Genomic DNA, 23,342 nt, shown 5'->3' on the forward strand with positions numbered 1-23,342 from the left:
TGGACACGAGACTCTCCCTGATACCAATAGCATACCAACAACTCGGAATATGGCAATGATATATTAGATAAGACCCGTAATTTGAGTAAATCCAATAGATTTCTTGCAGTTACCTGTGACAGTTGCAGGCCACAGGTATTGTTTTGGATCTAGTTTTCTTCACCATCAATCCCAGCGCGCTTCTTCTTCCCGGCGCACGAAGACAACCTGACGCCCATCTGGCAGCAACTGGCTGATTTGATCTGGGCCGCCGTGTTCATCAAACTCAACTAATCCAATGCCACTTGCATTCAGCAAGCGTCGACCATGATGCGTGCCCACAGGTTTGCGCGGAATAACCTTCATGCCGCGCCGTCTGGTGAGCCAGTTCAAGGGAGAGCGAGGCGCATAGAGCCAGCGGTTCAGATGGTCGAGTTTATCAAGCAGTTTGGCCGGGAACTCGTTTTTGATGCCACTGCTGCAGATTTGCCAGATGTCAGGCCCACGAGAATGTCCGCGTAACTCGACATCGTAAACAAAGGAATAGTGCACATCACCAGAAAGGATCGTAAAACGATCTGGCGTTTTGCGGTGGCGGAACACGTTCAAAATGCCATCTGCCGTTCCCGGATGTGCCATCCAGTATTCCGCATCCACCATGAGCGGCTTGCCCATGAACGTGAGCAGCTTCTGCAGCGTTTCGATCAGCTTTACGCCGTAGATCGGAGCTGCGGAGACGAGTAGCACGGCGTCTTTTCCGCGCAGAGATCGTTGTAAATCTGTGACCGCTTCCCAGTCCAGAAGACCCGAGGGTAGATACCCTGCCCGCTCTGATCTCCATCGGCGTGTGCGCGTATCCAACACCAGCAGTGGTGGGTCTAGTTCCCAGTGATAGTCCCAGTTTTCAAAGGCGAAGAGATGCTCCAGAAACTCATCGTAGCTATTTGTGCCGGGCACCGTGACAGCTTGCGTCATCGCTTCAAGTGTTCCACCTGAGAACGCTTCAGGTCGGTTGCCCCACCCCTGATTGAGCATATAGGCACACAAGGCATTGCCAATGATCCGTCGGGAGAACGGATGGCCGTAGGCGGTCTCTTCCCAATCACGGTTGAGGTTCCAGTCATCAGTGACATCGTGGTCATCAAAGATCATCGCAACCGGAAGATGGGCAAACAGGCGGCGCACCTGGCTGAGACCCGCAACAAACTCCATCAGGATTTTCTGTTCGCTCTCATAGAGCGCTGCTTCTTCTGGTGTCAGTCCTTCGGGTGCATCTGTCTCAACCAGATCCCATAGCGCTGGTGACCAGACAAGGAGGTACATTGCCAAGAATTCAGCAAGTGTGATCAGATGGTTATGGGCGTGATCAGCAGTGAAGATCGGTTTTTCTACGCCACCGAACAAGACAAGCCAGAGCTTTCGGTTCTTTTCCAGACTTGGGAGAAACTTTTCGCGGCGGTAGTAGGTGTCGCCGTGTTGGTAGAAATCTGATGCCTTTGCAGGCACTTTGCTTTCCAAGCCTGCCAGCTGTTCCTCAGTGATGCCGAGTTTTTCGATGAGCCCATGGATAGCTCGCAGCATGGGGCCAGCAACATCATCTGAGTAAATCTGATCGCCACTCATCACGAGGGCAGCTGGCCATTTTTCCTTATCAACTTTGGTGCCCTTCTCAGCTCTGATGTGCTTTGCCAGAAACTGATCGGCTGCGACCAGACCATCGCCGGATTCGTGATGTGGTTTGCGGCAGGACCCATGCAGGAGCGAGGAAACTTTTGAGCTCAGTAGAAAGCCTGGGAGTTCCTGATTTTCATAGCAAAGATCAAGCGCCCATACGGAATGATCCTGCCAACCAGCCTCCTCGTCATCCTCCATACGCAGAGCGAGGCGATAGTTGATCCAAGTGTCTTGCGGTAGAGGGCTTTGGAGAGGTAGATCGATCAGGAGGTAGTGGAGATGTGCCCCTGCTGAGATCAGGTTTACCTCGGTTTGCGCTTGTGTCAGCTCGTAGCTTTGCGGCTCACGGCCTTGTGGGAGCAAATCCAGTTTCACATCCGCCGGAGCGCGCACTGCGAGCCAGAATGTTAAACGTGAGGTTTCCAGTCGACGCAAGATTGGGCCAGCTAAAACGGATGGGAGAGAATAGTTTTCAAGCATTCGTTTATATTATTTTTCGCGATATCCAGATGTGAAATTCTTAGATGAGAGATAGGAACGCAAACCGCAAAATCCAATAAGTGTCAGCGACTCCCCTCTCATAAAATCCAACTTACAAAAGTTTTCTGAACCTCGCCTGAACCGAACCTGCCTTGACACTAGTTCATAATCGTTCTAGCAAAATCATGTATGCAGGGGAGTCTCACCAAGGAGACTGAGAGGCTGACAGAGCGCAAGCTCGGCGACGCGACCCTTAGAACCTGACCCAGTTGATACTGGCGTAGGAAGCACGGGTCGCGGGGCCTGTTTGAAGGGCCAGTGTAACAACCGCGATCTTAGCAGCAGAAGCTCTTTCTGCCGTTTCCCAGCCAAAACTCATCTGGTGTCTTTTTCGAGTTATAAACTTGAGGAGCACCATAATGACGACGCCAAACCCATCCATCACCACCGGTGCCTTGCCAGCAGCGCGTAAAATCTACGTTCGTGGCAGCCTGCACGAAGACGTGCTCGTGCCCATGCGCGAGATCAGCGTTCACCCAACTGCAGGCGAGCCTCCCCTCCCAGTCTATGACAGTTCCGGCCCTTACACGGATCCAACGGCAACAACGAATATTTTTGAAGGTTTGCCCGCTCTACGACGCAAGTGGATTGAGGCACGTGGTGACACGGAGGAGTATGATGGCCGTGAGATTAAGCCTGAAGACAATGGTTTTGTGAAAGGCGACCGACTTGTTCCTGAGTTTCCGGTGAAGCCTCGCCCCTTGCGCGGAAAGGACGGAAAAGCCGTCACCCAGCTGGCCTATGCCCGCGCTGGCATTATCACACCGGAGATGGAGTTCATTGCCATCCGCGAAAACCAGTTGCGGGAAGTGGTTGCAGAAGAGCGGTGTGGCAATGACTGGGGTGCGAGCATCCCTGATTATGTAACACCGGAGTTTGTACGTGATGAGGTGGCTGCTGGCCGCGCGATCATTCCGTCAAACATCAACCACCCTGAGAGTGAGCCGATGATCATCGGGCGGAACTTTCTGGTTAAGATCAACGCCAATATGGGTACATCTGCTGTAACCTCCTCTATGGAAGAGGAAGTAGACAAGATGGTGTGGTCGATCCGCTGGGGTGCTGACACGGTGATGGATCTGTCTACCGGTCGTAACATTCACAACACCCGTGAATGGATCATCCGCAATAGTCCTGTACCGATTGGGACCGTCCCGCTTTATCAGGCGCTTGAGAAGGTGAATGGAGTTGCGGAGGAGCTGACTTGGGAAATCTTCCGTGACACGTTGATTGAGCAGGCAGAGCAAGGGGTTGATTATTTCACCATCCATGCTGGCGTGCGCCTGCACATGGTGCCGATGACCGTTAATCGCGTGACGGGGATTGTCTCCCGTGGTGGTTCCATCATGGCGAAGTGGTGCCTGCATCATCACAAAGACAGCTTCCTCTATGAGCACTTTGACGAGATCTGCGATATTTGCCGCCAGTATGATGTGGCGTTTTCTCTTGGTGATGGATTGCGTCCGGGTTCCATTGCAGATGCAAATGATGAAGCCCAGTTTGCCGAGCTGGAGACGCTTGGGGAGCTGACCAAGATTGCATGGGCCAAGGATTGTCAGGTGATGATTGAAGGCCCCGGTCATGTGGCCATGCACAAGATCAAAGAAAACATGGATAAGCAGCTGGAATGCTGCCATGAGGCACCGTTTTACACGCTTGGCCCTCTCACCACGGATATCGCGCCCGGATATGATCACATCACCTCCGGCATCGGTGCTGCGATGATCGGGTGGTTTGGCTGTGCCATGCTTTGCTATGTGACACCAAAAGAGCATCTGGGATTGCCGGACCGGGATGATGTAAAAACCGGAGTGATCACCTACAAGATTGCAGCTCATGCAGCTGATCTTGCGAAAGGTTTGCCGGGTGCCCAGCGGCGGGATGATGCCTTGTCCCGTGCACGCTTTGAGTTCCGCTGGGAGGATCAGTTCAACCTCTCTCTCGATCCGGATACTGCGCGAGAGTTCCATGATGAAACGCTACCGAAAGACGCGCATAAAGTGGCTCATTTCTGTTCTATGTGCGGACCGAAGTTCTGCTCCATGCGGATCTCCCATGACATCCGCGCGGAAGCGCAAAAGGAAGGCATGGAGGCCATGGCGGCCAAGTTCCGGGAAGGTGGCAAGCTGTATCTGCCACTTGAAGGAACAGAGCAGTGATTACGATTGCAGGAGCTGGCCTTGCGGGGCTGGCTTCCGCCTATGAGCTGGCAAAGCGCGGTGCATCCGTCACTATCTTTGAAAAATCCGCTAAACCGGGCGAAAGCAGTGTCGCACGGTTTGCCGGCGGCATGCTTGCTCCGTTTTGCGAGCGTGAAAGCGCAGAAGAAGACGTTGTTACACTTGGGGTGCAGGCCGCTGATTGGTGGTCTCAGGTAACGCTTGTTACCCGGCACGGAACGCTGGTGGTTACTCCGCCGCGCGATCAGGCTGAGCTGACCCGTTTTGCACGGCGGACCTCACACTTTAGCGAGGTAAGCGGTCAAGCAATCGCAGAACTGGAGCCAGCATTGAAAGGACGGTTCGAGCGTGGGCTGTATTTCGCGGAGGAAGCTCATCTGGACCCAAGACAGGCACTTGATGATTTGGCCACTGCTGTTCAGAGGCTTGGAGTAGAGATCCGTTTTGGTACCAGCGCACCTCCTGAGGTTGATCTCAACTGCACAGCCACGGCTGCTAGCCTTCCTGACTTGCGGGCTGTGCGCGGTGAGATGGCGATTTTGCATTGTCCTGAAGTTCAGCTGTCTCGTGTCATCCGGCTCTTACACCCACGCATGCCGCTTTATCTGGTGCCGCGGGTGGATGGGTTGTTCATGATTGGCGGGACTATGGTGGAAAGCAACTCTGACCGCCCTCCTACCCTGCGGTCCCTTACAGAAATGATGAGCGCAGCTTTTGCCATTCACCCTGCTTTTGCCGAGGCCAGCGTAGTCGAAATTGGAGCGGGGTTGCGGCCTGCTTTTCCAGACAACTTACCTCGACTGCTCGAACATGACGGATCCCTTCACCTCAACGGCCTCTACCGCCATGGCTTCCTGCTTGCGCCAGCATTGGCACAACAAGCAGCACACCATCTTTTAAAGGAGACCTGCACATGAAGATTATCGTGAATGCGAAACCACGCGAGGTCACCAGCGAAACCTTGGCCGATGCTCTTACTGAACTGGAGTTCACCAGCCCCGCTATCGCGACGGCTTTGAACGGCAGTTTTGTTCCTCGTGAGGACTATTCTGAGACATCCCTTTCAGAAGGCGATCGAATGGAAGTTCTTGCGCCTATGCAGGGAGGGTAACATGCAGCTTTACGGTACAGGAATCAGCTCTCGGTTGTTGCTCGGAACAGCACAATACCCTTCTCCTGCAGTGTTGCGAAAAGCAATTGAGACCAGCAGAGCAGAGATCATCACGGTCTCTTTGCGGCGCGAGACGGCGGACGGGTCAGGTGCGGGTTTTTGGGAGTTGCTGAAGGATAGCGGCTGTAAGGTTCTGCCCAACACTGCTGGATGCCATAGCGTGCAAGAAGCCGTTGTGACTGCACAAATGGCTCGCGAGTTGTTTGGGACCGACTGGATCAAGCTAGAGGTTATCGGCAACTCAGACACTCTGCAGCCAGATGTGTTTGGATTGGTCGAAGCTGCGAGGGTTCTCTGTGCTGATGGTTTCAAAGTATTCCCTTACACAACTGATGACCTTGTGGTTGGCGAAAAGCTGTTGGAAGCCGGGTGTGAACTGCTGATGCCATGGGGCGCACCCATCGGCTCTGGACAGGGCCTGCGAAATCCCGATGCTTTGCGAGCCATGCGAGCGCACTTCCTGGATGTTCCTTTGATCGTGGATGCAGGTATTGGACGGCCCTCTGACGCAACGCATGCAATGGAGCTTGGCATGGATGCTGTTCTGCTCAATACCGCAGTTGCAAAAGCAGGTGACCCGACTTTGATGGCTCAGGCCATGGCGCAAGCCATTGAAGCAGGGCGGAATGGATACATCGCAGACCCTATGGACCCACGCGACATGGCGGTTCCCTCTACCCCAACCCTTGGCATGGCAGAGTTGATCTGATGGAACGGTTTTATCTGATTGCCGGAGACGCGGACTGGATTGAAAAGCTTGTCCCCCATGGCGTGAAGCTTGTTCAACTGAGGATCAAAGAGCAACCTAAACAGGTTATTCGACAGCAAATTGCTCAGGCTCGAGACTTTTGCAATCAGCACAGCACTCAACTGATCATCAATGACTATTGGGAGCTGGCATTAGACCTTGGCTGTGATTTCGTTCATCTTGGGCAGGAAGACATGGACAGTGCTGACTTTGCTGCACTCCGGAAGGCTGGTGTTCGCTATGGCCTTTCTACCCACGATGAAGCGGAGTTAGATCGCGCCCTCTCCTTCAAGCCTGAGTACGTTGCTTTGGGGCCGGTGTACCCGACCAAGCTGAAGAAGATGAAGTGGGCACCACAAGGCCTAGAGCGGGTCAGCCGCTGGAAAAAAATGGTTGGAGAGACACCTCTTGTTGCTATAGGCGGGTTAACGCCAGAACGACTAGCCGGTGTGTTTGAAGCTGGTGCAGACAGTGGAGCGGTGGTGACTGACATTTTGCAAGCACACGACCCAACCGCTCGCACTCTGGAATGGGTGGAGGCTTGTAAGCAATGAAACGTTATGACCGCCAGATGATTTTGCCTGAAGTTGGAGCAGCAGGACAAGAGCGGTTGCGAGCCGCTCACGTTCTTGTCGTGGGAGCCGGAGGTTTAGGCTGTCCTGTTCTGCAATACCTTGCTGGTGCTGGTGTGGGTATCATCACGATTGCCGATCCCGATGTGATTGAGGAGAGCAACCTGCACCGGCAGCCCTTGTACTCACTCGCAAATGTGGGGGAGAGCAAAGCCTATGCGGCGGCAGCTCGGTTACATGGGTACAACCCAGAGGTGGAACTGCGCGCCCTCAACGTTGCTCTGGACCCTGCGAATGCGGGCGGACTGATTGCCCAGGCAGATATCATCGTGGACGCCGCCGATACGTTTGCTGCCTCTTACACGCTCTCAGATGAGTGCTACCGACAAGGCAAACTGCTTATCTCAGCCTCTGCGTTTGGAACATCCGGTTATCTCGGAGGTTTTTGTGGCGGTGCGCCGTCTTTGCGAGCAGTGTTCCCTTCCCCGCCAACCAACTCTGTTAATTGTGCCAGTGCGGGAGTTCTCGGGTCTGCAGTCGGAAGCATCGGAGCAATGCAAGCACAAATGACTTTAGCAGTACTGCTGGACTTTTCGCCAAGTCCGTTAGGTCGTCTCATCACAGTAGACTTAAAGAGTTTTGAGTTCGGCGGGTTTTCATTTCTCAACGCCAAAGAACCGGACTGGCATGCACCCTTTATCTCAATTAGTGAACTGAGGCAGGACGACGTTGTGGTTGAGCTTCGAGATGCGTCGGAAGCTCCACAACTTGTCTGCAAAACCGCACTGCGTCTGGCCTCCGATGAGCTCGACCTGCACGACTTCCCCCCGGCACATCGTATCATCCTTTGCTGCCGCACAGGCCTGCGAGCATGGCGCAGTGCAGAGGCGCTTGCAAAGCAAGGGTATAAGGATGTTGCTCTGATTGCGGATGGGAGCGGCTGAAGAGCCCTTATTGTCTCTCCAAGCTACAGGTATCTGCGCCGCGTTCGATGAGGTCTGGTACGAAGAGCTTTTGGAGGTTTATGGGATCCCCACCGCCAATTAAGTCCAGCATGAACTTGCCCAGCGTTTCGCTTGGCTTTGATATCGGGAGATAACATGTTGTAATTGGGGGTGAGAAATACTGAGACACGTTCAGGTCATCTGTCGCAATAACGACAGCATCCCTGCCATGTTCCATGCCACGCACCTGAAAGCCTGAGAGAACCCCCATTGCGGTTGCTTCATTGGCACAGATGTAGGCAGTCGGCGGCTCATCAAACATGGACATTTCAAAAAGCTGTTCGCGCCCGAAGGCCGGTGTCAGGCGCCCGTAAGCAAGCAGTGAAGGGTCGAATGTTTGGCCCGCCTTTGACAGTGCGGCTTTGTAAGCCTCAATACGGTTCTGAGTGTAGTTCAACTCTTCTCTGGCATTGATCATCGCGATGCGGTGATGGCCTTTGGAGAGCAGACGCTCAACACAGATCGTCACAATACGGCGGTTATCGGTGTCAACGAAGGCATGGGGTGAGCTGGCGTCACTGGTTCCGTAGGTAACAAACGGAAAGTCCTGCTCCTGCATGAAGCTGATGCGCGGATCATTTGGTCTCGTCCCGGAGATGATGATTCCATCCGCTTTCTTATTTTGAACGATGCGTTTTATCACCTCGAAGCTATCATCAAAACTGGCAACCTGATGCTGCACAACTCTGTAAGGCGTATGCTCAATTGCGCGGGAGATTCCGCTGATCAGCTGGGTGTAACCAACGCCTGCCCATTCGTCATCATCAGGTGATGCAATGACTGTGATCATAGCTATCTGATATGTCTTGCCAGTTCGGAGTTGAACGCCACTGATGTTAAGTTCGTATCCCAGCTCTTTGGCCGCTTGCAATACTTTGTCACGCGTGCGCGGGCGCACCTGCGGTGAGGCATTGAGCGCTTTCGACACTGTCGCCGTTGAAAGCCCGGTTTCCTTAGCAATTGTTTTGATCGTCGGTCTTTGCGCCATGGGGTACTCAAGCTGGGGTCAGTTGCGCTTTGGAAAGCACATTCTGAAAACGAAGATAAACAGCAGATGTCCAAGCGAAGGCTTTGTCGCGAAGACCGGCTCCAGTCAAGGCATCAAAGTTTTCCGCCATTCCTGAGGCCTCGCAGGTTTTCATGAACCGCTTTGCCAGCTCGTGAGCCAGCCGGATTTCGCCTTGCCGGCATAAACCGTCAAAGATCAGTAGTGTCGTTGGAGCCCATATTGGACCACGCCAATACCCATCGGCCTCATAATACGTGCTTTGCGGGTTTTCTGTAGCAGGTCCCCATTCAGTGAGAAAGCCCTGAGTATTGAACCTTTCTATGAGTTTGCCTGCAATCTCTCTTGGCAGGTCACTGCCAAGCAGAAGAGGCATAAACTGCGCCAGGCTAGTATCTGGCAAGACCAAGTCTGGCTGAGCAGGTTTGCGGAACTCAAAGGTCTTGTTGTTCCATAACTGATTTATCATCAGGTCTTTCAGTTGCTTGCTGATATGATCAAACTTACTCGCCGTATTCGAATCTTCTGATTTACAGTAGAGCCGTGCAATGCAGGTGGCTGTCAGGCATAGGAATGTTGGCAGGTCTGGCCCAACGACGGGGCCGCCGTGATCGAAGAAACTGGCGTTGTCCCAGCCGCTGTCGTTGCCGTGAAAGTAGCTGGGAAGTTCCTGTTCATTTGCGCGTGTATGCGTGAGCCAATAGCTGAGCTGGCATTCCATCTTGTCTCTGAGATACACGAGTTGCTCTGAGTTGAAGCTGTCACGATAGGCTTCCAGTATATGCAGGAGTGCCCAACCGTGGACGGGTGGTTTTGTGAATGCAAAGGAAGCGCCAGCATCGTGCACAAAATCCGGCAGTAGTCCGCTGTCATCCTGCCAGTCAAAAATTGCAGCGAACTGACTAAATGCCAGATCAGGATCGATGCCAGCAAGCCCGATTGCAGAAAAGGCGTTGTCCCAGCTCCAGATATTGATCATATGATTCTTGGACATGTAGGTAGACGGATGCGTGAGCGCTCCTTCTGCAGGAACAGTGTTTGCCCAAAGGAGGTAGGTGGCGAGTTGCTCCGCTTCACTTTGGTCTTGCTTGCCATGCCAGTTGAAAAAGGCTTGCCGAGATATTGCCTGAGCTTCTTCAAAGGATTGTTTCTCGACTTCAGAACAGAGGCGGCGGTGAAGGATTATACCGCCTTCAAACTGCTCTCCAGAAAAGATCAGGGAAACGTTGTCTGCATGATCGCGGCGCCAGTTGCCTTCAACAACAGCATTGCCAGCTGTTGTGAACGGTGTCAGTCGCAGGTTTTCGCCTGCTGCAACGATGCATTGGTCTCCGTTGGGGTGTTGGAAAGCGTAATCATAACGGGAGCCTTCCAAGGCGAACTTCAGTGAGACGTCCTGCCCTTTGATATGTAGCAGTTCTCCCTCACCAATGCAGAAGCTGACATATCCCTGCTTTCTCTCATTTGAGAACAGATCAACATCCAGACGATGTGGAGACAGCGTGAACTGAGGGGTGAGTACTGTGCCATCCTTGCTCAGAAACTCCAGCTTGCACAAGCGGCCCAGGCTTGGTCGCTCATCTCCACCAGCGACATAGCGTAGATAGCAGCGTTGTTCATCATCCCGACCGCGCATCATGGAGAGCGTTGTAAAGCGCTGGTGGCGGGAGAATGGCACGCGGTCGAAGTCAAATAGCGTCATGCCTTATCCTTTCACCGAGGAGCCGATTGAGCCGTCCATGATGTAGCGCTGCGCAAAAAAGAACAGGATCAGCGGCGGGATGCAAAGAACCACAGTAATGGCCGCGATGGACGTGATGTCCGTTTCATGCAAACCTTTGAACATGGAAAGGCCCAGCGTGAGTGTGTATTTGGACTGGTCGTTCAGATAAATCAGTGGACCAAGATAGTCGTTCCACGCGTTCATGAAGTGGAACGTGCCAACCAACACCAGAGCAGGCATCATCAACGGCAGATGAATACGCCAATAGATTTGCCAGGAGTTGGCGCCATCCATGCGGGCGGCTTCGTCAATCTCGATGGGTACAGTCATGATGTACTGGCGCAGCAGGAACACGAAGAATGCATCTGCGAAGTAGGCCGGAACGATCAGTGGTTTGAGCGTGTTGATCCAGCCGAGCATGTTGAACTCCATGTAGAGCGGGATCATTTTCACATCCCACGGGATCATCATGGTGGAGAGCAACAGGACGAAAATGGCATCACGGCCTTTGAACTTGAAGCGGGCAAAACCGAAGGCTACCAAAGAGCAGGAAAACAATTGCCCGATGGTGGAAAGGACCACCACAATCACCGAGTTTTTGAGGTAGACATCGAATGGTTGCTTGAACCAAGCGGTGACGAAATTATCCCACATAACCTCATCGGGCCAGAAGACTGGCGGGAACTGATAGAGCTCGCCAATGCTTTTTACTGCCGTGATGAATGTCCAATAGAACGGTATGATGAACATTGCTGAGAGAAACAGCAGCGCACCATATGTGAGAGCTTTAGTCATCAGCTGCCTCCGAGTTCTTCATCTCCCCTTCATAGTAAACCCACGCGGAAGATGATTTCAGGACCAACATGGACAGGACAAGAATGATCAGGAACATGACCCATGAGTTTGCAGCAGCAAAACCCATCTCGAAATACTTGAAGGCATTGTCGTAAATGTACATGGCGAAGAAATAGGTGCTCTCCAATGGTCCACCACCGGTAAGCAACAGCGCAATTGTGAGTTGCTGAAAGGCTGAGATGATCGACGTGATCACAGTGAAAAGCAGCATGGGTGAGAGCATTGGGATGGTAATATAGATAAGTCGTGCCCACGCTGGCACACCAGACATTTTGGCCGCCTCGTAAAGTTCTTTCGGGATGGATTGCAGGCCAGTCAGTAATATGAGCATGGTGCCGCCCAGGCCCCAAAGAGATGCAATCACGATAGCCAGCAGCGACCAGTTTGGATCCCCCAACCAATTCGGCCCTTCGATACCTGCCAATCCAAGCAGAAAGTTCAGGATGCCGTATTCGTGGCTGTAGATCCACGCCCAGATGGTTACCAGTGCAACGCCGGAGATTACCGAGGGCAGATAGAAGATCGTTCTAAAGACGCCTGTGCCAAAGACTTTCTGATTGAGCAGTACAGCCAGCAATAACCCAAGGACCACATTAAATGGCACGAAGAACAGACCGAACTTGACGGTAATCCAGAGACTATCCCAGAACAGCGGATCTTCTGTCAGCATCACCTCGTAATTCTGTAGCCCAACAAATGTACGCTCTCCCACCACAGGCCAGTCATAAAAGCTCATGATGAACGAGAAGATGAGCGGCCCCAATGTGAAAAACAGGAAGCCCAAGATCCAGGGAGAGATGAATAGATATGGTGTTAGCTTTTCGATGAAGCGATGCCGCTCCTCGGATACTTCATCCTGCACGACCAATGTAGACATCTCTCCCTCCCCCAACATTTCTTATTTCAGGTGACGCTTCGAGCGCGCAACAGCACTGTCCAAGTGTTTCTTAGCGTTACCTTTTTCGATCATGGTCGCCTCAATCGCACGTTCAAGATTGGTCTGGATCTTGCTCCAGTTTTTGTGCTTGAGAAACGCGTTGGATTCCCGATCAGAAAGGGCCAGCATTTCAAAAAATGGCTTGTAGATCGGGTCAGCTGTAAGGTTCATCTCTTCAGCGACACTTGTGCGGATTGGCAAGTCGTTTTCACGCAACTTGACGGCCTCTGGGGAGGCGTAGAATTTAACAAATTCCCAAGCCAGCTCAGGATTTTTCGTCGCCTTCGCGACGGACATAGCAGAGGCGCCGATTGATGAATGAACAGGCTTGTCACCAAACGCAGGTAACATGGCAACGCCATAGTTTATGCCTGCTTTGTCGATGCCCCCCTTGGACCACATCGCACTCTGGAACATGGCTAGTTTGCTACCTTTAAAGAGTGCAGAGCCAGAGGTGCTATCACCAATGCCGAGAACCGTTGCCTCTTCGTTTTTCGCCATTTCAGCAAACATGGTCAGCACTTCGACAGCTTCCGGACTGTTCATGTATCCATCAACTGAACTACCATCTTCCGCAATAAAGCGCGTACCGTTGGACCAGAAGAACTGCTCATAGTCATATGGATCTGGCTTGGCTTCCACAGCAAAACCATAGGTCTTACTGCCCTTGTCGCGGAATTGCGCGGCTTTTTCACGCAGATCTGACCAAGTCCATCCTGTTTTTGGCTCGGCAACACCAGCAGCTTCAAACATATCTTTGTTGTAGAAGACGACATGAGTGGTGAAGCCCGCAGGAATGCCGTAGGCCTTGCCTTCTATCCGCGTGGTATTGATTAGGCCCGCAGGAATATCCTCAAGATCCATGCTCTCAGCATCACGCGCCATCAACTCGTCAAGAGGCATCAGAGACTTGTAGTACTTAGGGTAGTTCCACATGTACATGACATCAGGTGGGTTTCCGGCCCCGAATGCTGCAATGAGCTTCTTGTCATAACCATCACCGTAGGATTCTACCTGCACTTTTACGCCGGGATTTGCGGCTTCAAAACGCTTTGAGATTTCCTGTAAAATAGCGAGGTTCTCGCTGCTGTTCCATGTTGCAAAGCGGAGCACCTCTTCTGCAAATGCAGCACTGGCTCCTCCCAAAGCCATTGAGGTAACTGCTGTCACCATCGCTAACTGTTTCAGACGCTTTTTCATTCCTCTCCTCCTTCTATGCAATGCAAAGTGCTGCAGTCTCCTGACGTTCAATCAATGAACGCGTTTCCCCATCCAACTTGCGTGGATAGGCCTCCCCCTCAGGACTAAAAAGATGGCAGTGCTCTGCTGGAAAATTGAGATGGACCCTGTCGCCCATATTGACCGGATGCGTTCCTCTGGTGACGACCGTGAATCCCTGACCAGAGTCCAAACGAACATGAACCTGGCTTTCTGTTCCCAATCGTTCGACCAGTTCCACGTTGCCGCTCATATGAGACTCGGCTTCCTCAACCAGCCCCACATTTTCTGGGCGAATACCAAAAGTGTGAGGCTGGTCGGGGACTTGTTGCACGGGAGCACTTAACTGAAACGAAATAGAGTCAGAGATGCTTTCTGAGGTGAGTGCGATAGTCATCTCATTGATAGCATTGGCGTTTACTTTCATCATGTTCATCTTGGGTGAACCGATGAAACCGGCAACAAACAGGTTTTGCGGAGCATAAAACAACTCAAGCGGTGTACCGAACTGTGCCACTACACCTTTGTTCAGGACAACGACACGACTAGAAAGCGTCATTGCTTCTACCTGATCATGCGTGACGTAAATCATAGTCACACCCAACCGGCGGTGAAGACTGGCCAGTTCCACCCGCATGCTCACTCTAAGACCTGCATCCAGATTAGACAGAGGCTCATCCAACAGGAATAACTTAGGATCACGGACAATGGCGCGCCCAATAGCCACGCGCTGACGCTGACCACCTGACAGCTGTCTTGGGCGGCGTTTCAAAAGGTCGGAAATTTGCAGAATTCGTGCGGCAGTCTGTACTCGTTCTTCAATCTCCACTTTAGGGACACCATTTAAGGAAAGACCGAAAGACAGGTTCTTGTAGACGTTCATGTGCGGATAGAGCGCGTAGTTCTGAAACACCATCGCAATATCCCGCTTTGCAGGCGGCAACTGCGTTATGTTACGCTCTCCCAACCTGACAGAGCCACCAGACACCTCTTCAAGCCCTGCAATGGAACGCAGGAGCGTCGTCTTTCCGCATCCAGACGGACCAAGGAAGCTGACGAACTCTCCATCCCGGATACTCAGATCGATCCCGGTGAGCACTTCTGTCTTGCCGAAGCTTTTGTAAAGCTGCTTGATATCTACGCCTGCCATGGATCTCCCCCCGAAGCTGAGCAAGGCCACTCAAAATATAAACGTTTAATTTTATATGTAAAGCTACTTATGTTTTGATCACCTTACTCACTCAATCGGACTGTCTGACCAGATTACAACTCCAAAGGCCGATATGTGCTCTGCCCCTACATAGATCACCGCCGCTTCCGGCAGATTCAGATACTTGGTTTCATTGGTGAAGTTGAACGCAAACTTAAGCTGTCCGCGACACGTAATACGGAGACCTTCTTGTAGGCCTGCATGCAACTCAACGTCCGCCCATTTCACAAGATAAGTTGCTATTTTTTCCTGCAAAGCATCGTCAACGTGTGCCGCTGCATAGATGCATTTCTGATTACCAACCAATGCCGGATACCCATCGCGGTAATCGGACCTGAAGTGCCCCAAGACCTCCTCAGAGGCCTTAATGCTCTCCCGCCAGTTGGTGACATTTCCATGCTCCCCTTCGAAAACAATCTGGTCTTGATTGTAACGAGGCAAAGACTCCACCCGCACAACATCAAGGTGGATGAGCTCTTTGAGGCTGCCTGGTGGCAAAGGCTCCGAAACATGCATGTGTTCAGTTTTACTGCCAGAGCGCGGCCCCAGAAAGACCTTGGCGGCTGCCTCATTTAATCGCGAAGTAAATTTCGGATTATCTATGATCATATCCGGGAGGATGATCAGCTTGTAATCACTGAGATCGGAGTGCGGGCCAATGATATCGACATCCACGCCCATTCTGGAGAGTGTTGTGTACCAATCCATCGCAACTTTCGCACTGGAGTAGTCAGCTCCCTGAGGCAAGGTACGAGCTGCCCATCGAGATGGATAATCAAGGACAAGTGCAACCTGTGCTTTTTTCTTTTCACCCGCCTCAGGCAGCAGTTTGCACTCGTTCGCCACTTGAGCCACTTCACTAAAAGCCTGATCGGGCTCATTGTTCGGCAAGAGAAGACCTGTATGAAACTGCTCTTGCGCGAATTTTGATTGGCGCCAACGGAAGTAACAGACAACATCAATGCCGTGCGCATAAGCCAGCCACGTCCAAAGGCGGATCATGCCATCCTGAGGAGATTGGTTATGCTTCGCCCAGTTCACAGGTCCGGGTTGCTGCTCCATCACCCAGGCTTTACCTTTGCCAACATGGCGATACAGATCATGATTAAACGCAGGTTGATCTGGCAAACCAACCCGCAGAAGCTTTGCTTTCTCAGCATCTTCCTTCGGCGAGTAGACAAGTGCACCCATGGGGTAGCTGTCCCAAGAGGCAAAGTCGACATCCGCACCAACGGCATAATGATCATAGTCCGCATTGTGGCCCATAAAGTTATGCGTGATTGGCGAGCTTCCAACAAATTTCCGAAGGGTATCTACTTGAGCCCGATTGAACTTAACGACCTGATCAGAGGAAAAGCGATAGTAATCCAACAAATGAGTTGGGCTTGGCTCCTCCACCAGATTGTTCGGCAGCTCAATCTGAGAGAATGCGGAGTATTTCATACCCCAGAAGCATGTTCCCCAGGCCTCGTTTAGCTGCTCGATTGAGCTATAACGGTGCTCTAACCACTCGCCAAAGGCCCGCTTTGCTGCAGGCGAATAACTATGAATTGTGTCGTGATCCCCGTACTCATTGTCAATCTGCCAGGCTTTGACATACGGATTCTGACCATATCTTTGAGCAAATTCTTCCGCAATTTTTGTCGCATACTCAAGATAAATTGGGCTTGAAAAGCAGTAGTGGCGCCTCGCTCCAAATTTTCGTGTTACTCCGTTTTCATCGACGGGAAGAATTTCTGGATGCTTATCGATGAGCCATTTGGGAGGCGCTGCGGTTGGTGTACACATAACAACATCCAGCCCTGCTTGACCGAGCACGTTGACAGCTCTGTCCAACCAAGCCCAATCGAACTTCCCCTCCTCCGGTTCAACCAAAGCCCACGAAAACTCAGCAATACGTACCCATTTCAACCCAAGCTCAACCATCTGATACGCATCATCAGCCCAAATGGCTTCTGGCCATTGCTCAGGATAATAACAGGTCCCCAACTCCAACATTCAAAACGCCTCAATACAACGACTATCTCTCAAAAAGTGACGCTCAAAGAATCACCCACACCAGAGATATATCAGAGAGCGCTGCAAAATATAAACGTTTAATTTAGTCGAGGTTGAAAACTATATGCGAGTCTGTGGGGTTGTTTTTGGAAGTACGCAAAACTGGAGTCTCAAAAGCAAGAATCAGCTGAACGATCGTTCGTCATTCTCCTTGACTGCCACACACGACAGCCGCTCATAAAATTAAAGTCAATTACTTCAATATGTTATCTGTTTTAATGGCAATTTCCAGCTCAAGGCTGTCTCAACGCCTCTTCATCGCATGGTTATTGTCCACTGAATGAAAAGCCCGGTTGAGACGTTCTGTCGCAAGTTTGGCTAAATGGGGAGTTTTCGGCGGTTTTTTGGGGCGTGATGTTTCAGGGCGGGGCTCTAAGTTTTCTTGCTTAACATTAGTCAAGGAGGACAGCGGCCGTTCAATTCACTGTGACCTCGTCTCACCAGCATTGGAGATTGAGAATGTTACAAAATAAGAGACGTGGGTCAGGGTACGCTTTAGCGGCCGGCTTCGCGATGTTGCTTGGTAGTGCAGCTGCACCTGCATTTGCTGAAGGTCCAACACTGAGCGAAGAAGCCTTTGAACGTTCTAAGCAGCTTTATTTTGAGCAGTGCGCAGGCTGTCACGGCGTTTTGCGCAAGGGCGCGACAGGTAAAAACCTTGAGCCGCATTGGAAGAAAAAAGGCAAAGACGGCACCGTCACTGAAGGTGGTACCCTTCAGCTAGGTCAGGAACGCCTTGAGAAGATCATCGCCTGGGGCACAGAAGGCGGCATGAACAACTTCTCGGAAATCCTGAGCGAGCAAGAAATCAAGGACATGGCGACCTACATTATGTTGGATCCGCCAAAGCCACCTGAGATGTCACTTGCTCAGATGAAGGAAACCCGCAAGGTTTACGTCGAAGAAAAAGATTACCCAACCAAGCCTATGCATGGCCGCAACTGGGAAAACTTCTTCGTTGTTATCGAGCGTGATGCAGGTAAAGTTGCAGTCATCGACGGCGACACCAAAGAAGTTCTGGTTCATATTCCTACCGGTTATGCAGTGCACGTGATCAAAGCATCCGAGCACCACAAACTGGCAGAGCCTGAGAATCCAGGTCGTTTCTGGTACACCATGGGCCGCGACGGCAAGATGACGAAAATCGACCTCTGGCAGACACCAGACAAGATGCTCGTTTCTGAAGTTACCGTTGCTTATGATGCACGCGACGTTGCCGTATCCGGCGATGGCAAATACATCATTGGTGGTGCTTACTGGCCTCCACACTTCGTGATTTCTGACGCAGTGACCATGGAACCGCTTAAGGTTGTTTCAACCCGCGGCGTGAACGTGGACGGAGATTATGTAGAAGAAAGCCGTGTTGCTGCTATCTACACAACTCCAAATGAGCCTACATGGCTGGTTGCTGTTAAAGAACTTGGCCAGATGTGGCAGGTTGATTACTCCGATATCGACAACCTTCGTATCGACAAAATTGACTCCGCTAAGTTCTTGCACGACGGATTCTTCGATCCAACAGGCCGTTACTTCCAGATCGCTGCTAACGCATCGAACAAAATGGTTGTTGTCGACACCAAAGATCGCAAGCTTGAAGCTATGATCGACGTTGCTGCTCTTCCACACCCAGGTCCAGGTGCTAACTGGAACGATCCTAAGTGTGGTCCGGTTGCAGGTACAACTCACCTCGGTGTTGGTACTGTTTCTGTTTGGGCAAACGATCCAGCAGGTCGTCCTGATGAAGCTTGGAAGAAGTGTTACGAAGTTGAAACTGATGGCCCAGGCCTGTTCATTCGTACACATCCAAACTCCAAGTACGTATGGGCTGACCAGACCAAACACCCAGATCCAGAAGTACAGCAGGCTGTACAGGTGATCTCGAAAGAAACCGGTGAGATTGTGAAAACCATCCAGGTTACTGAAACAGACGGCAATGCCGCTGTTCACTTCGAGTTCAACGCAGATGGTTCTGAAGTTTGGGTATCCAACTGGAACATGAGCGACTCTCTTGAGCCAAATGGTGAAATCGTTGTTTACGACGCAGACACCCTTGAAGAGAAAACCCGGATTAAAGGCCTTTATGCCCCAACCGGTAAGTTCAACGTTCATATCCGTTCGAACCACGTTACCTAATGTGATCTAACGATCCTTTTGAGGGGCGGGCACCACGCCCGCCCTTCTTTTTTATCAGCGGTATCGAGACTGCAACGGTTGGACACCAGCCGGAGATGACGGATTTGCTCCCCGTATCTTGAAAGCCGACCGCACACGACCCGACAAGGATGGGTCGACAGAAAATCCAAAACGGAGCCTGGAAATGACCCAGTCCAACGGTACGGAAAAGAAAAAGCCGATCTGGCGCCGGTATTTCCTATGGGGAATGCCGGTTGCTGGTCTCTTGGGGGCCTTTGTCGTCGGCATTATCTTCTGGGGCGGTTTCAACACCGTCATGGAAGCCACAAACACAAAAGAATTCTGCGTCTCGTGCCACGAGATGAATGACTTTGTCTATCAGGAATACCAGGGCACGATCCACGACGTAAACCGGTCAGGTGTTGGTGCAGTTTGCTCAGACTGCCACGTTCCTAAAGACTGGACACATAAGATCATCCGCAAGATCAAGGCATCCAAAGAAGTTTGGGGCAAGCTGGTCGGCACGATCAACACACCAGAGAAATTTGACAAGAAGCGTCTACACCTCGCGAAAAACGAATGGGCGCGGATGAAGTCTTCTGACTCTCGTGAATGCCGCAACTGTCATGATTTTGAATCCATGATGCCAGAATTCCAAAGGCCACGCGCACGTCAGCAGCACCTGAATGCAATGAAGACAGGTCAGACCTGTATCGATTGCCATAAAGGTATTGCGCATAAGAACGTTCGTGACCGCGCATCTGACGAATACCTGGAGATGATTGAAGCTCCTGATCAGAATTACGTTCGCGAGATTCCGAAAGAGTATCTGGAAAGCCTTGCTCGCATTGAAGCCAAAGAAGCTGCTGAAGCGGAGGCTGCAAGCACTGCGAAGAAAGCACAGCAGGAAGCTACACAGGCTCAGATTGCAGCTGCTGTTGACGCAGCCGTTGCTGAAGAACGTGCAAAAGCTGCCGGTGAAGCACCCGCTGCTGATGCAGGTGACACTGTTGGTGCCAACATCGACTGGAGCGGTGTGGACAGCGTAGACATGACTTTGTTCTACCCTGGTCAGGCTTCCTTCGAGTTTGTGCAGAACGGCAAGCAGCACGGTGGTGCTCGTCCGCTGACAAAAGGTGGTGACCAGTGCACAACCTGTCATGCGAAAGAGCTGAACAACATTGGCAACAAGATCGTCAAAGGCACTGACAACACCGAGCCAACCCCAATTCCTGGGAAGCGTGGTGTGATCAACGCAACGATGCAGGCTGCTCATGATGATGAGAATGTCTACTTCCGCCTGCAATGGCCAGATACTCCTCATGCACCAGCACCATTTGTTGACGGTGGCAAGATGGATCCTGAAAACCAGATTAAGGTTGCCATGATGATCACTGGCACCGGTATCAAGATGGGTGAACAGGTTGGTTGCTGGGCAACATGCCATGCAGACAACACCTACATGCCGTTTGATCCGGGTCCAGAAGCAATCGCTGCTTCCGGTGATGTTGCTGAGATGCTGAAAGCCAAGAAGTCCATCCAGAAGTACCTGAGTGAGACCCGGACAAAGGTCGAGATCAAAGGTCGTCGTGGTAAGGCTCAAGGTGGTTGGAACAAGCTGAAATCTGCTGAAGAACTCGATCAGCTGCTAGCTGATGGTACCTTCATGGATCTGATGCGCGTCTATGCTGACGGTTCCGCAAGCAATGGTTACTTGCTTGAGCGTCGTGTCGAGAATAATGGTGACATCACAGCTTCTGCCAAGCTTTCCGCTGGTATGTGGACTGTGGTCTTCTCCCGTCCTCTGGCAAGCGACAAGCCAGGTGATGTTCCGCTTGAAGCTGGCAAGACCTACACGGTTGGCTTCGCTATCCATGATGACTTCGCAGCTGCACGTTTCCACCACGTGACACTGAACACCAGTCTGGCACTGGATGACGAAACTGCCCAAATCAATGTGGTAGGACGTTAAAAAAACACAAAGGGTGGCCGAGCAATTGGCCACCCTTTTTCTTGGAGGTTGGATCCTCCTTTATTCTTTTGGTTTTGCGTATCTTTATCCGAAAACCGGTTTCCACTTTTCGAAGATATGCATAGTTGCAGAGCTTGCTCTAAGTTTTTCCGAGCGTATCCTTATCAATAATATCAAGTGGTTTTTGGATATGCATTTGCAAGGGGGCGCTTCATGTACTCAAGATTTCTTCACTGTTCCGCACTTCTTCTGGGTCTTTTGATGGTGGCACCTGCTGTTGCTGCGGATGACAAAGCTGCTGCACTGTGCGCAAAAGCAGAAGCTCGTTATGTCGATATGTTTGGACATCCGGCAGCTGAGGTGGATGGCGTTACGATCGTGAAGATGTACAAGTATCGGTTCTGCCCTGAGACACTTTCTGTCCCTGTTGGCACCACCGTTCGCTGGGTGAATGTTGACAAGCGGACAAGCCACACCGTTCATTTGAATGAGGCGGGTGAGAAAGAGTCCGATCGATTGTTCCCTGAAGAGACCTTCGAATTCACATTCCTGAGCGCGGGATCGCAGCAATATCTGTGTGGTCCACATTGGGAAACGCAGAAGATGATCGGCATGGTGACCGTCACACCTTAAAGCAGTCCGCATTTAAGGTGAAACACATGAACTGCTTTGCCTTTGTTTTTGCGTGGCTTTGAACCAGCACGGCGACTGCGCTTCAGAGGTACTTTCCCCAAATTCGAGTTTATTCAATGATCAGGCTCCTTGTTGCTCTTGGTTCGGCTGTTCTTTCAGCATCTGCTTGCCTTGCCGACCCTGCCGCTCTTTACCAAAGGCACTGCGTAGAGTGCCACGGTGAAAACCGTTTGGGCCTGATCGGGCCAGCTCTGCTTCCTGAAACTTTGGGGAGTATGCGCGGCACGGCGTTGCAAGACACAATTAAACGCGGGCGAAATATAACTGAGATGCCGTCCTTTCAGGATGTGCTGAGCGACCAGGAGATTGATGCACTCAGCGCTTTTCTGAAGACGCCATTGAAGCCTGCACCGACATGGACGATGGAGCAGATTTCCGCGAGCCTGATTGCCAACGATGATTATAAAGCGACTGTGAAGCCTGTCTGGTCTGCCGACCCGATGAACCTGACATTGGTAGTGGAGATGCTGGACCATTCTGTCAGCGTGGTGGATGGCGACAGCTTCGAAGTTTTGACGCGTTTCAAGATTCCGTTGGGGACACGTGGCCAGCCCAAGTTCTCCCCTGATGGGCGCTACGTCTACATCATGTCCCGTGATGGCTGGATCTTGAAGTATGACCTTTACGCGTTACAGGAGGTGAGCCGCATTCGTGCCGGGCTGAACAGCCGGAATATTGCTTTGAGCCACGATGGCAAGTGGATTGCTGTGGCGAACTATCTGCCCAACACGTTTGTCATTCTCTCCGCTGATGATTTGAGCCCGCAGAAACTAGAGCACGTTCAAGGCAAAGACGGCACACCAAGCCGTGTCTCCGCTGTTTACCTCGCCGCCAAACGCAAGAGCTTTGTGTTGGCGCTGAAGGATGCGCCCTCTATTTGGGAAGTGTTTTATGGCCCTAATCCACCGCATTACGGATTTGCCCATGACTGGCGCGTTGAGGGGCCTGCTCCTAACAAAGACCCGTTTCCTTTGCGCAAAATCACTGTCAAAAGTTTGGTTGAAGATTTCTATCTCGACCCAAGTGATGAATACGTGATGGGCGCTTCCCCCAGTGGCATTGGTGGACAGGTGGTTGATTTGGTTATCGGACACAAGATTGCTGATCTGGACTTGGCAGGCCTGCCACATCTGGGCTCAGGTTCTACCTGGAAGATGGGTGAGCGGACCGTCATGGCCACCCCGCATCTGAGAGAACCGCTGGTTTCCATTGTAGACATGAAGTCATGGGAGACTATCAAACAGATTGAGATGCTCGGCTCTGGCTTCTTCACGCGGACGCACGAGAGCTCGCCCTATGTCTGGGTAGATGTTTTCTTTGGTCCAGACAAAGACGCGATCCAGGTGATAGACAAGCAGAGCCTTGAGATTGTAAAGACCCTGCGCCCTCAGGAAGGCTCCCGTGCGGCCCATGTGGAGTTCACAGATGATAGCAAATACGCCCTGGTTTCTGTCTGGGAAGAGGATGGGGCTGTCATTGTTTATGATGCACAAACACTGGAAGAAGTGCGGCGCCTGCTCATGAGAAAGCCTCGCGGCAAGTACAACATCGGCAACAGGATTGCAGGTGTTGGAACGCCTGAAAACTAAAGATAAACTTATCCCCCTCGTGTTTTCCTCCCATACTCTAAACCTATGCCTACGTAACGGGCTGCTGGCGGAGCGACCGT

General features: G+C 51.7%; 18 protein-coding genes, 1 pseudogene and 1 riboswitch. Of the genes and pseudogenes, 11 read left to right on the forward strand and 8 right to left on the reverse strand.

The genetic code is table 11. The features are described from left to right. Positions 1-165: 165 nt before the first annotated feature. Positions 166-2,133 carry a hypothetical protein gene (locus PsWM33_RS12510; protein ID WP_063300454.1) on the reverse strand — a complete coding sequence of 656 codons (1,968 nt, stop codon included), beginning with the start codon at positions 2,131-2,133 and terminating at the stop codon, positions 166-168. A gap of 183 nt (positions 2,134-2,316) precedes the next feature. Then, positions 2,317-2,437, forward strand: a riboswitch (TPP riboswitch). 115 nt (positions 2,438-2,552) lie between these two features. On the opposite strand from PsWM33_RS12510, the gene thiC reads away from it, so the two are divergent. From thiC to PsWM33_RS12540, 6 genes are read left to right on the forward strand one after another with little or no spacing between them, the layout of a single operon-like run. Further along, positions 2,553-4,352 (forward strand): phosphomethylpyrimidine synthase ThiC, encoded by a 1,800-nt coding sequence (gene thiC, locus PsWM33_RS12515; RefSeq protein WP_063300455.1) that lies wholly within the window; start codon positions 2,553-2,555, stop codon positions 4,350-4,352. Then, a complete protein-coding gene (locus tag PsWM33_RS12520; protein ID WP_063300456.1) occupies positions 4,349-5,290 on the forward strand; it encodes an FAD-dependent oxidoreductase in 942 nt (313 codons plus the stop codon). The genes thiC and PsWM33_RS12520 overlap by 4 nt, the downstream gene beginning before the upstream one ends. Further along, entirely contained in the window at positions 5,287-5,484 is a 198-nt protein-coding gene (gene thiS, locus PsWM33_RS12525; protein WP_063300457.1) for a sulfur carrier protein ThiS, read from the forward strand. The genes PsWM33_RS12520 and thiS overlap by 4 nt, the downstream gene beginning before the upstream one ends. Position 5,485: 1 nt before the next feature. Continuing rightward, on the forward strand, positions 5,486-6,253 hold the full coding sequence (locus PsWM33_RS12530) for a thiazole synthase (protein ID WP_063300458.1): 768 nt from the start codon (positions 5,486-5,488) through the stop codon (positions 6,251-6,253). After that, on the forward strand, positions 6,253-6,846 hold the full coding sequence (locus tag PsWM33_RS12535) for a thiamine phosphate synthase (protein WP_063300459.1): 594 nt from the start codon (positions 6,253-6,255) through the stop codon (positions 6,844-6,846). Before PsWM33_RS12530 ends, PsWM33_RS12535 begins: the two co-directional genes overlap by 1 nt. Beyond that, positions 6,843-7,808, forward strand: coding sequence for a HesA/MoeB/ThiF family protein (locus tag PsWM33_RS12540; protein WP_063300460.1), 966 nt, complete (start codon positions 6,843-6,845; stop codon positions 7,806-7,808). The genes PsWM33_RS12535 and PsWM33_RS12540 overlap by 4 nt, the downstream gene beginning before the upstream one ends. A 7-nt stretch (positions 7,809-7,815) precedes the next feature. Here PsWM33_RS12540 and PsWM33_RS12545 read toward each other — a convergent pair whose 3' ends face one another. The 7 genes from PsWM33_RS12545 to PsWM33_RS12575 all read right to left on the reverse strand — a co-directional run bounded on the left by PsWM33_RS12545 (position 7,816) and on the right by PsWM33_RS12575 (position 16,815). Beyond that, complete coding sequence (locus PsWM33_RS12545) at positions 7,816-8,856, reverse strand: LacI family transcriptional regulator (protein WP_063300461.1); 1,041 nt, start codon at positions 8,854-8,856, stop codon at positions 7,816-7,818. A 7-nt stretch (positions 8,857-8,863) separates the two neighbouring features. Beyond that, entirely contained in the window at positions 8,864-10,576 is a 1,713-nt protein-coding gene (locus tag PsWM33_RS12550) for an amylo-alpha-1,6-glucosidase (protein ID WP_063300462.1), read from the reverse strand. Between the two features lie 3 nt (positions 10,577-10,579). Further along, complete coding sequence (locus PsWM33_RS12555) at positions 10,580-11,392, reverse strand: carbohydrate ABC transporter permease (protein ID WP_063300463.1); 813 nt, start codon at positions 11,390-11,392, stop codon at positions 10,580-10,582. Beyond that, positions 11,385-12,329, reverse strand: coding sequence for a carbohydrate ABC transporter permease (locus PsWM33_RS12560; protein WP_063300464.1), 945 nt, complete (start codon positions 12,327-12,329; stop codon positions 11,385-11,387). The genes PsWM33_RS12555 and PsWM33_RS12560 overlap by 8 nt, the downstream gene beginning before the upstream one ends. Before the next feature lie 21 nt (positions 12,330-12,350). Then, positions 12,351-13,589 (reverse strand): ABC transporter substrate-binding protein, encoded by a 1,239-nt coding sequence (locus PsWM33_RS12565; protein WP_063290922.1) that lies wholly within the window; start codon positions 13,587-13,589, stop codon positions 12,351-12,353. A 13-nt stretch (positions 13,590-13,602) separates the two neighbouring features. Next, positions 13,603-14,757: an ABC transporter ATP-binding protein gene (locus PsWM33_RS12570; protein ID WP_063300465.1), complete on the reverse strand. Its 1,155-nt coding sequence runs from the start codon at positions 14,755-14,757 to the stop codon at positions 13,603-13,605. Between the two features lie 87 nt (positions 14,758-14,844). Next, entirely contained in the window at positions 14,845-16,815 is a 1,971-nt protein-coding gene (locus PsWM33_RS12575) for a beta-galactosidase (RefSeq protein ID WP_082826992.1), read from the reverse strand. A 519-nt stretch (positions 16,816-17,334) separates the two neighbouring features. Here PsWM33_RS12575 and PsWM33_RS12580 point away from each other — a divergent pair. The 5 genes and pseudogenes from PsWM33_RS12580 to PsWM33_RS12595 all read left to right on the forward strand — a co-directional run bounded on the left by PsWM33_RS12580 (position 17,335) and on the right by PsWM33_RS12595 (position 23,262). Continuing rightward, the gene (locus tag PsWM33_RS12580; RefSeq protein WP_208994541.1) at positions 17,335-19,008 is read left to right on the forward strand and encodes a cytochrome D1 domain-containing protein; all 1,674 of its coding nucleotides are present in this window, start codon (positions 17,335-17,337) and stop codon (positions 19,006-19,008) included. A gap of 265 nt (positions 19,009-19,273) precedes the next feature. After that, positions 19,274-19,750 (forward strand): annotated as a pseudogene (locus PsWM33_RS28435) (NapC/NirT family cytochrome c); the annotation flags it as partial. A 36-nt stretch (positions 19,751-19,786) separates the two neighbouring features. Further along, complete coding sequence (locus tag PsWM33_RS28440; RefSeq protein ID WP_275078556.1) at positions 19,787-20,980, forward strand: ethylbenzene dehydrogenase-related protein; 1,194 nt, start codon at positions 19,787-19,789, stop codon at positions 20,978-20,980. 213 nt (positions 20,981-21,193) lie between these two features. Further along, positions 21,194-21,613 carry a cupredoxin domain-containing protein gene (locus PsWM33_RS12590; RefSeq protein ID WP_063295056.1) on the forward strand — a complete coding sequence of 140 codons (420 nt, stop codon included), beginning with the start codon at positions 21,194-21,196 and terminating at the stop codon, positions 21,611-21,613. Between the two features lie 116 nt (positions 21,614-21,729). Beyond that, positions 21,730-23,262 (forward strand): nitrite reductase, encoded by a 1,533-nt coding sequence (locus PsWM33_RS12595; RefSeq protein ID WP_063300468.1) that lies wholly within the window; start codon positions 21,730-21,732, stop codon positions 23,260-23,262. Positions 23,263-23,342: the final 80 nt, after the last annotated feature.

Source organism: Pseudovibrio sp. WM33 (genome assembly GCF_001623165.1).
Taxonomy (GTDB): domain Bacteria; phylum Pseudomonadota; class Alphaproteobacteria; order Rhizobiales; family Stappiaceae; genus Pseudovibrio.

Bases quoted from the DNA above. Each gene is read 5' to 3' on its own strand.
- PsWM33_RS12510 (WP_063300454.1), bottom strand. From the start codon at position 2,133: ATGCTTGAAAACTATTCTCTCCCATCCGTTTTAGCTGGCCCAATCTTG.
- thiC (WP_063300455.1), top strand. From the start codon at position 2,553: ATGACGACGCCAAACCCATCCATCACCACCGGTGCCTTGCCAGCAGCG.
- thiS (WP_063300457.1), top strand. From the start codon at position 5,287: ATGAAGATTATCGTGAATGCGAAACCACGCGAGGTCACCAGCGAAACC.
- PsWM33_RS12530 (WP_063300458.1), top strand. From the start codon at position 5,486: ATGCAGCTTTACGGTACAGGAATCAGCTCTCGGTTGTTGCTCGGAACA.
- PsWM33_RS12535 (WP_063300459.1), top strand. From the start codon at position 6,253: ATGGAACGGTTTTATCTGATTGCCGGAGACGCGGACTGGATTGAAAAG.
- PsWM33_RS12540 (WP_063300460.1), top strand. From the start codon at position 6,843: ATGAAACGTTATGACCGCCAGATGATTTTGCCTGAAGTTGGAGCAGCA.
- PsWM33_RS12545 (WP_063300461.1), bottom strand. From the start codon at position 8,856: ATGGCGCAAAGACCGACGATCAAAACAATTGCTAAGGAAACCGGGCTT.
- PsWM33_RS12550 (WP_063300462.1), bottom strand. From the start codon at position 10,576: ATGACGCTATTTGACTTCGACCGCGTGCCATTCTCCCGCCACCAGCGC.
- PsWM33_RS12555 (WP_063300463.1), bottom strand. From the start codon at position 11,392: ATGACTAAAGCTCTCACATATGGTGCGCTGCTGTTTCTCTCAGCAATG.
- PsWM33_RS12560 (WP_063300464.1), bottom strand. From the start codon at position 12,329: ATGTCTACATTGGTCGTGCAGGATGAAGTATCCGAGGAGCGGCATCGC.
- PsWM33_RS12565 (WP_063290922.1), bottom strand. From the start codon at position 13,589: ATGAAAAAGCGTCTGAAACAGTTAGCGATGGTGACAGCAGTTACCTCA.
- PsWM33_RS12570 (WP_063300465.1), bottom strand. From the start codon at position 14,757: ATGGCAGGCGTAGATATCAAGCAGCTTTACAAAAGCTTCGGCAAGACA.
- PsWM33_RS12575 (WP_082826992.1), bottom strand. From the start codon at position 16,815: ATGTTGGAGTTGGGGACCTGTTATTATCCTGAGCAATGGCCAGAAGCC.
- PsWM33_RS12580 (WP_208994541.1), top strand. From the start codon at position 17,335: ATGTTACAAAATAAGAGACGTGGGTCAGGGTACGCTTTAGCGGCCGGC.
- PsWM33_RS28440 (WP_275078556.1), top strand. From the start codon at position 19,787: ATGATTGAAGCTCCTGATCAGAATTACGTTCGCGAGATTCCGAAAGAG.
- PsWM33_RS12590 (WP_063295056.1), top strand. From the start codon at position 21,194: ATGTACTCAAGATTTCTTCACTGTTCCGCACTTCTTCTGGGTCTTTTG.
- PsWM33_RS12595 (WP_063300468.1), top strand. From the start codon at position 21,730: ATGATCAGGCTCCTTGTTGCTCTTGGTTCGGCTGTTCTTTCAGCATCT.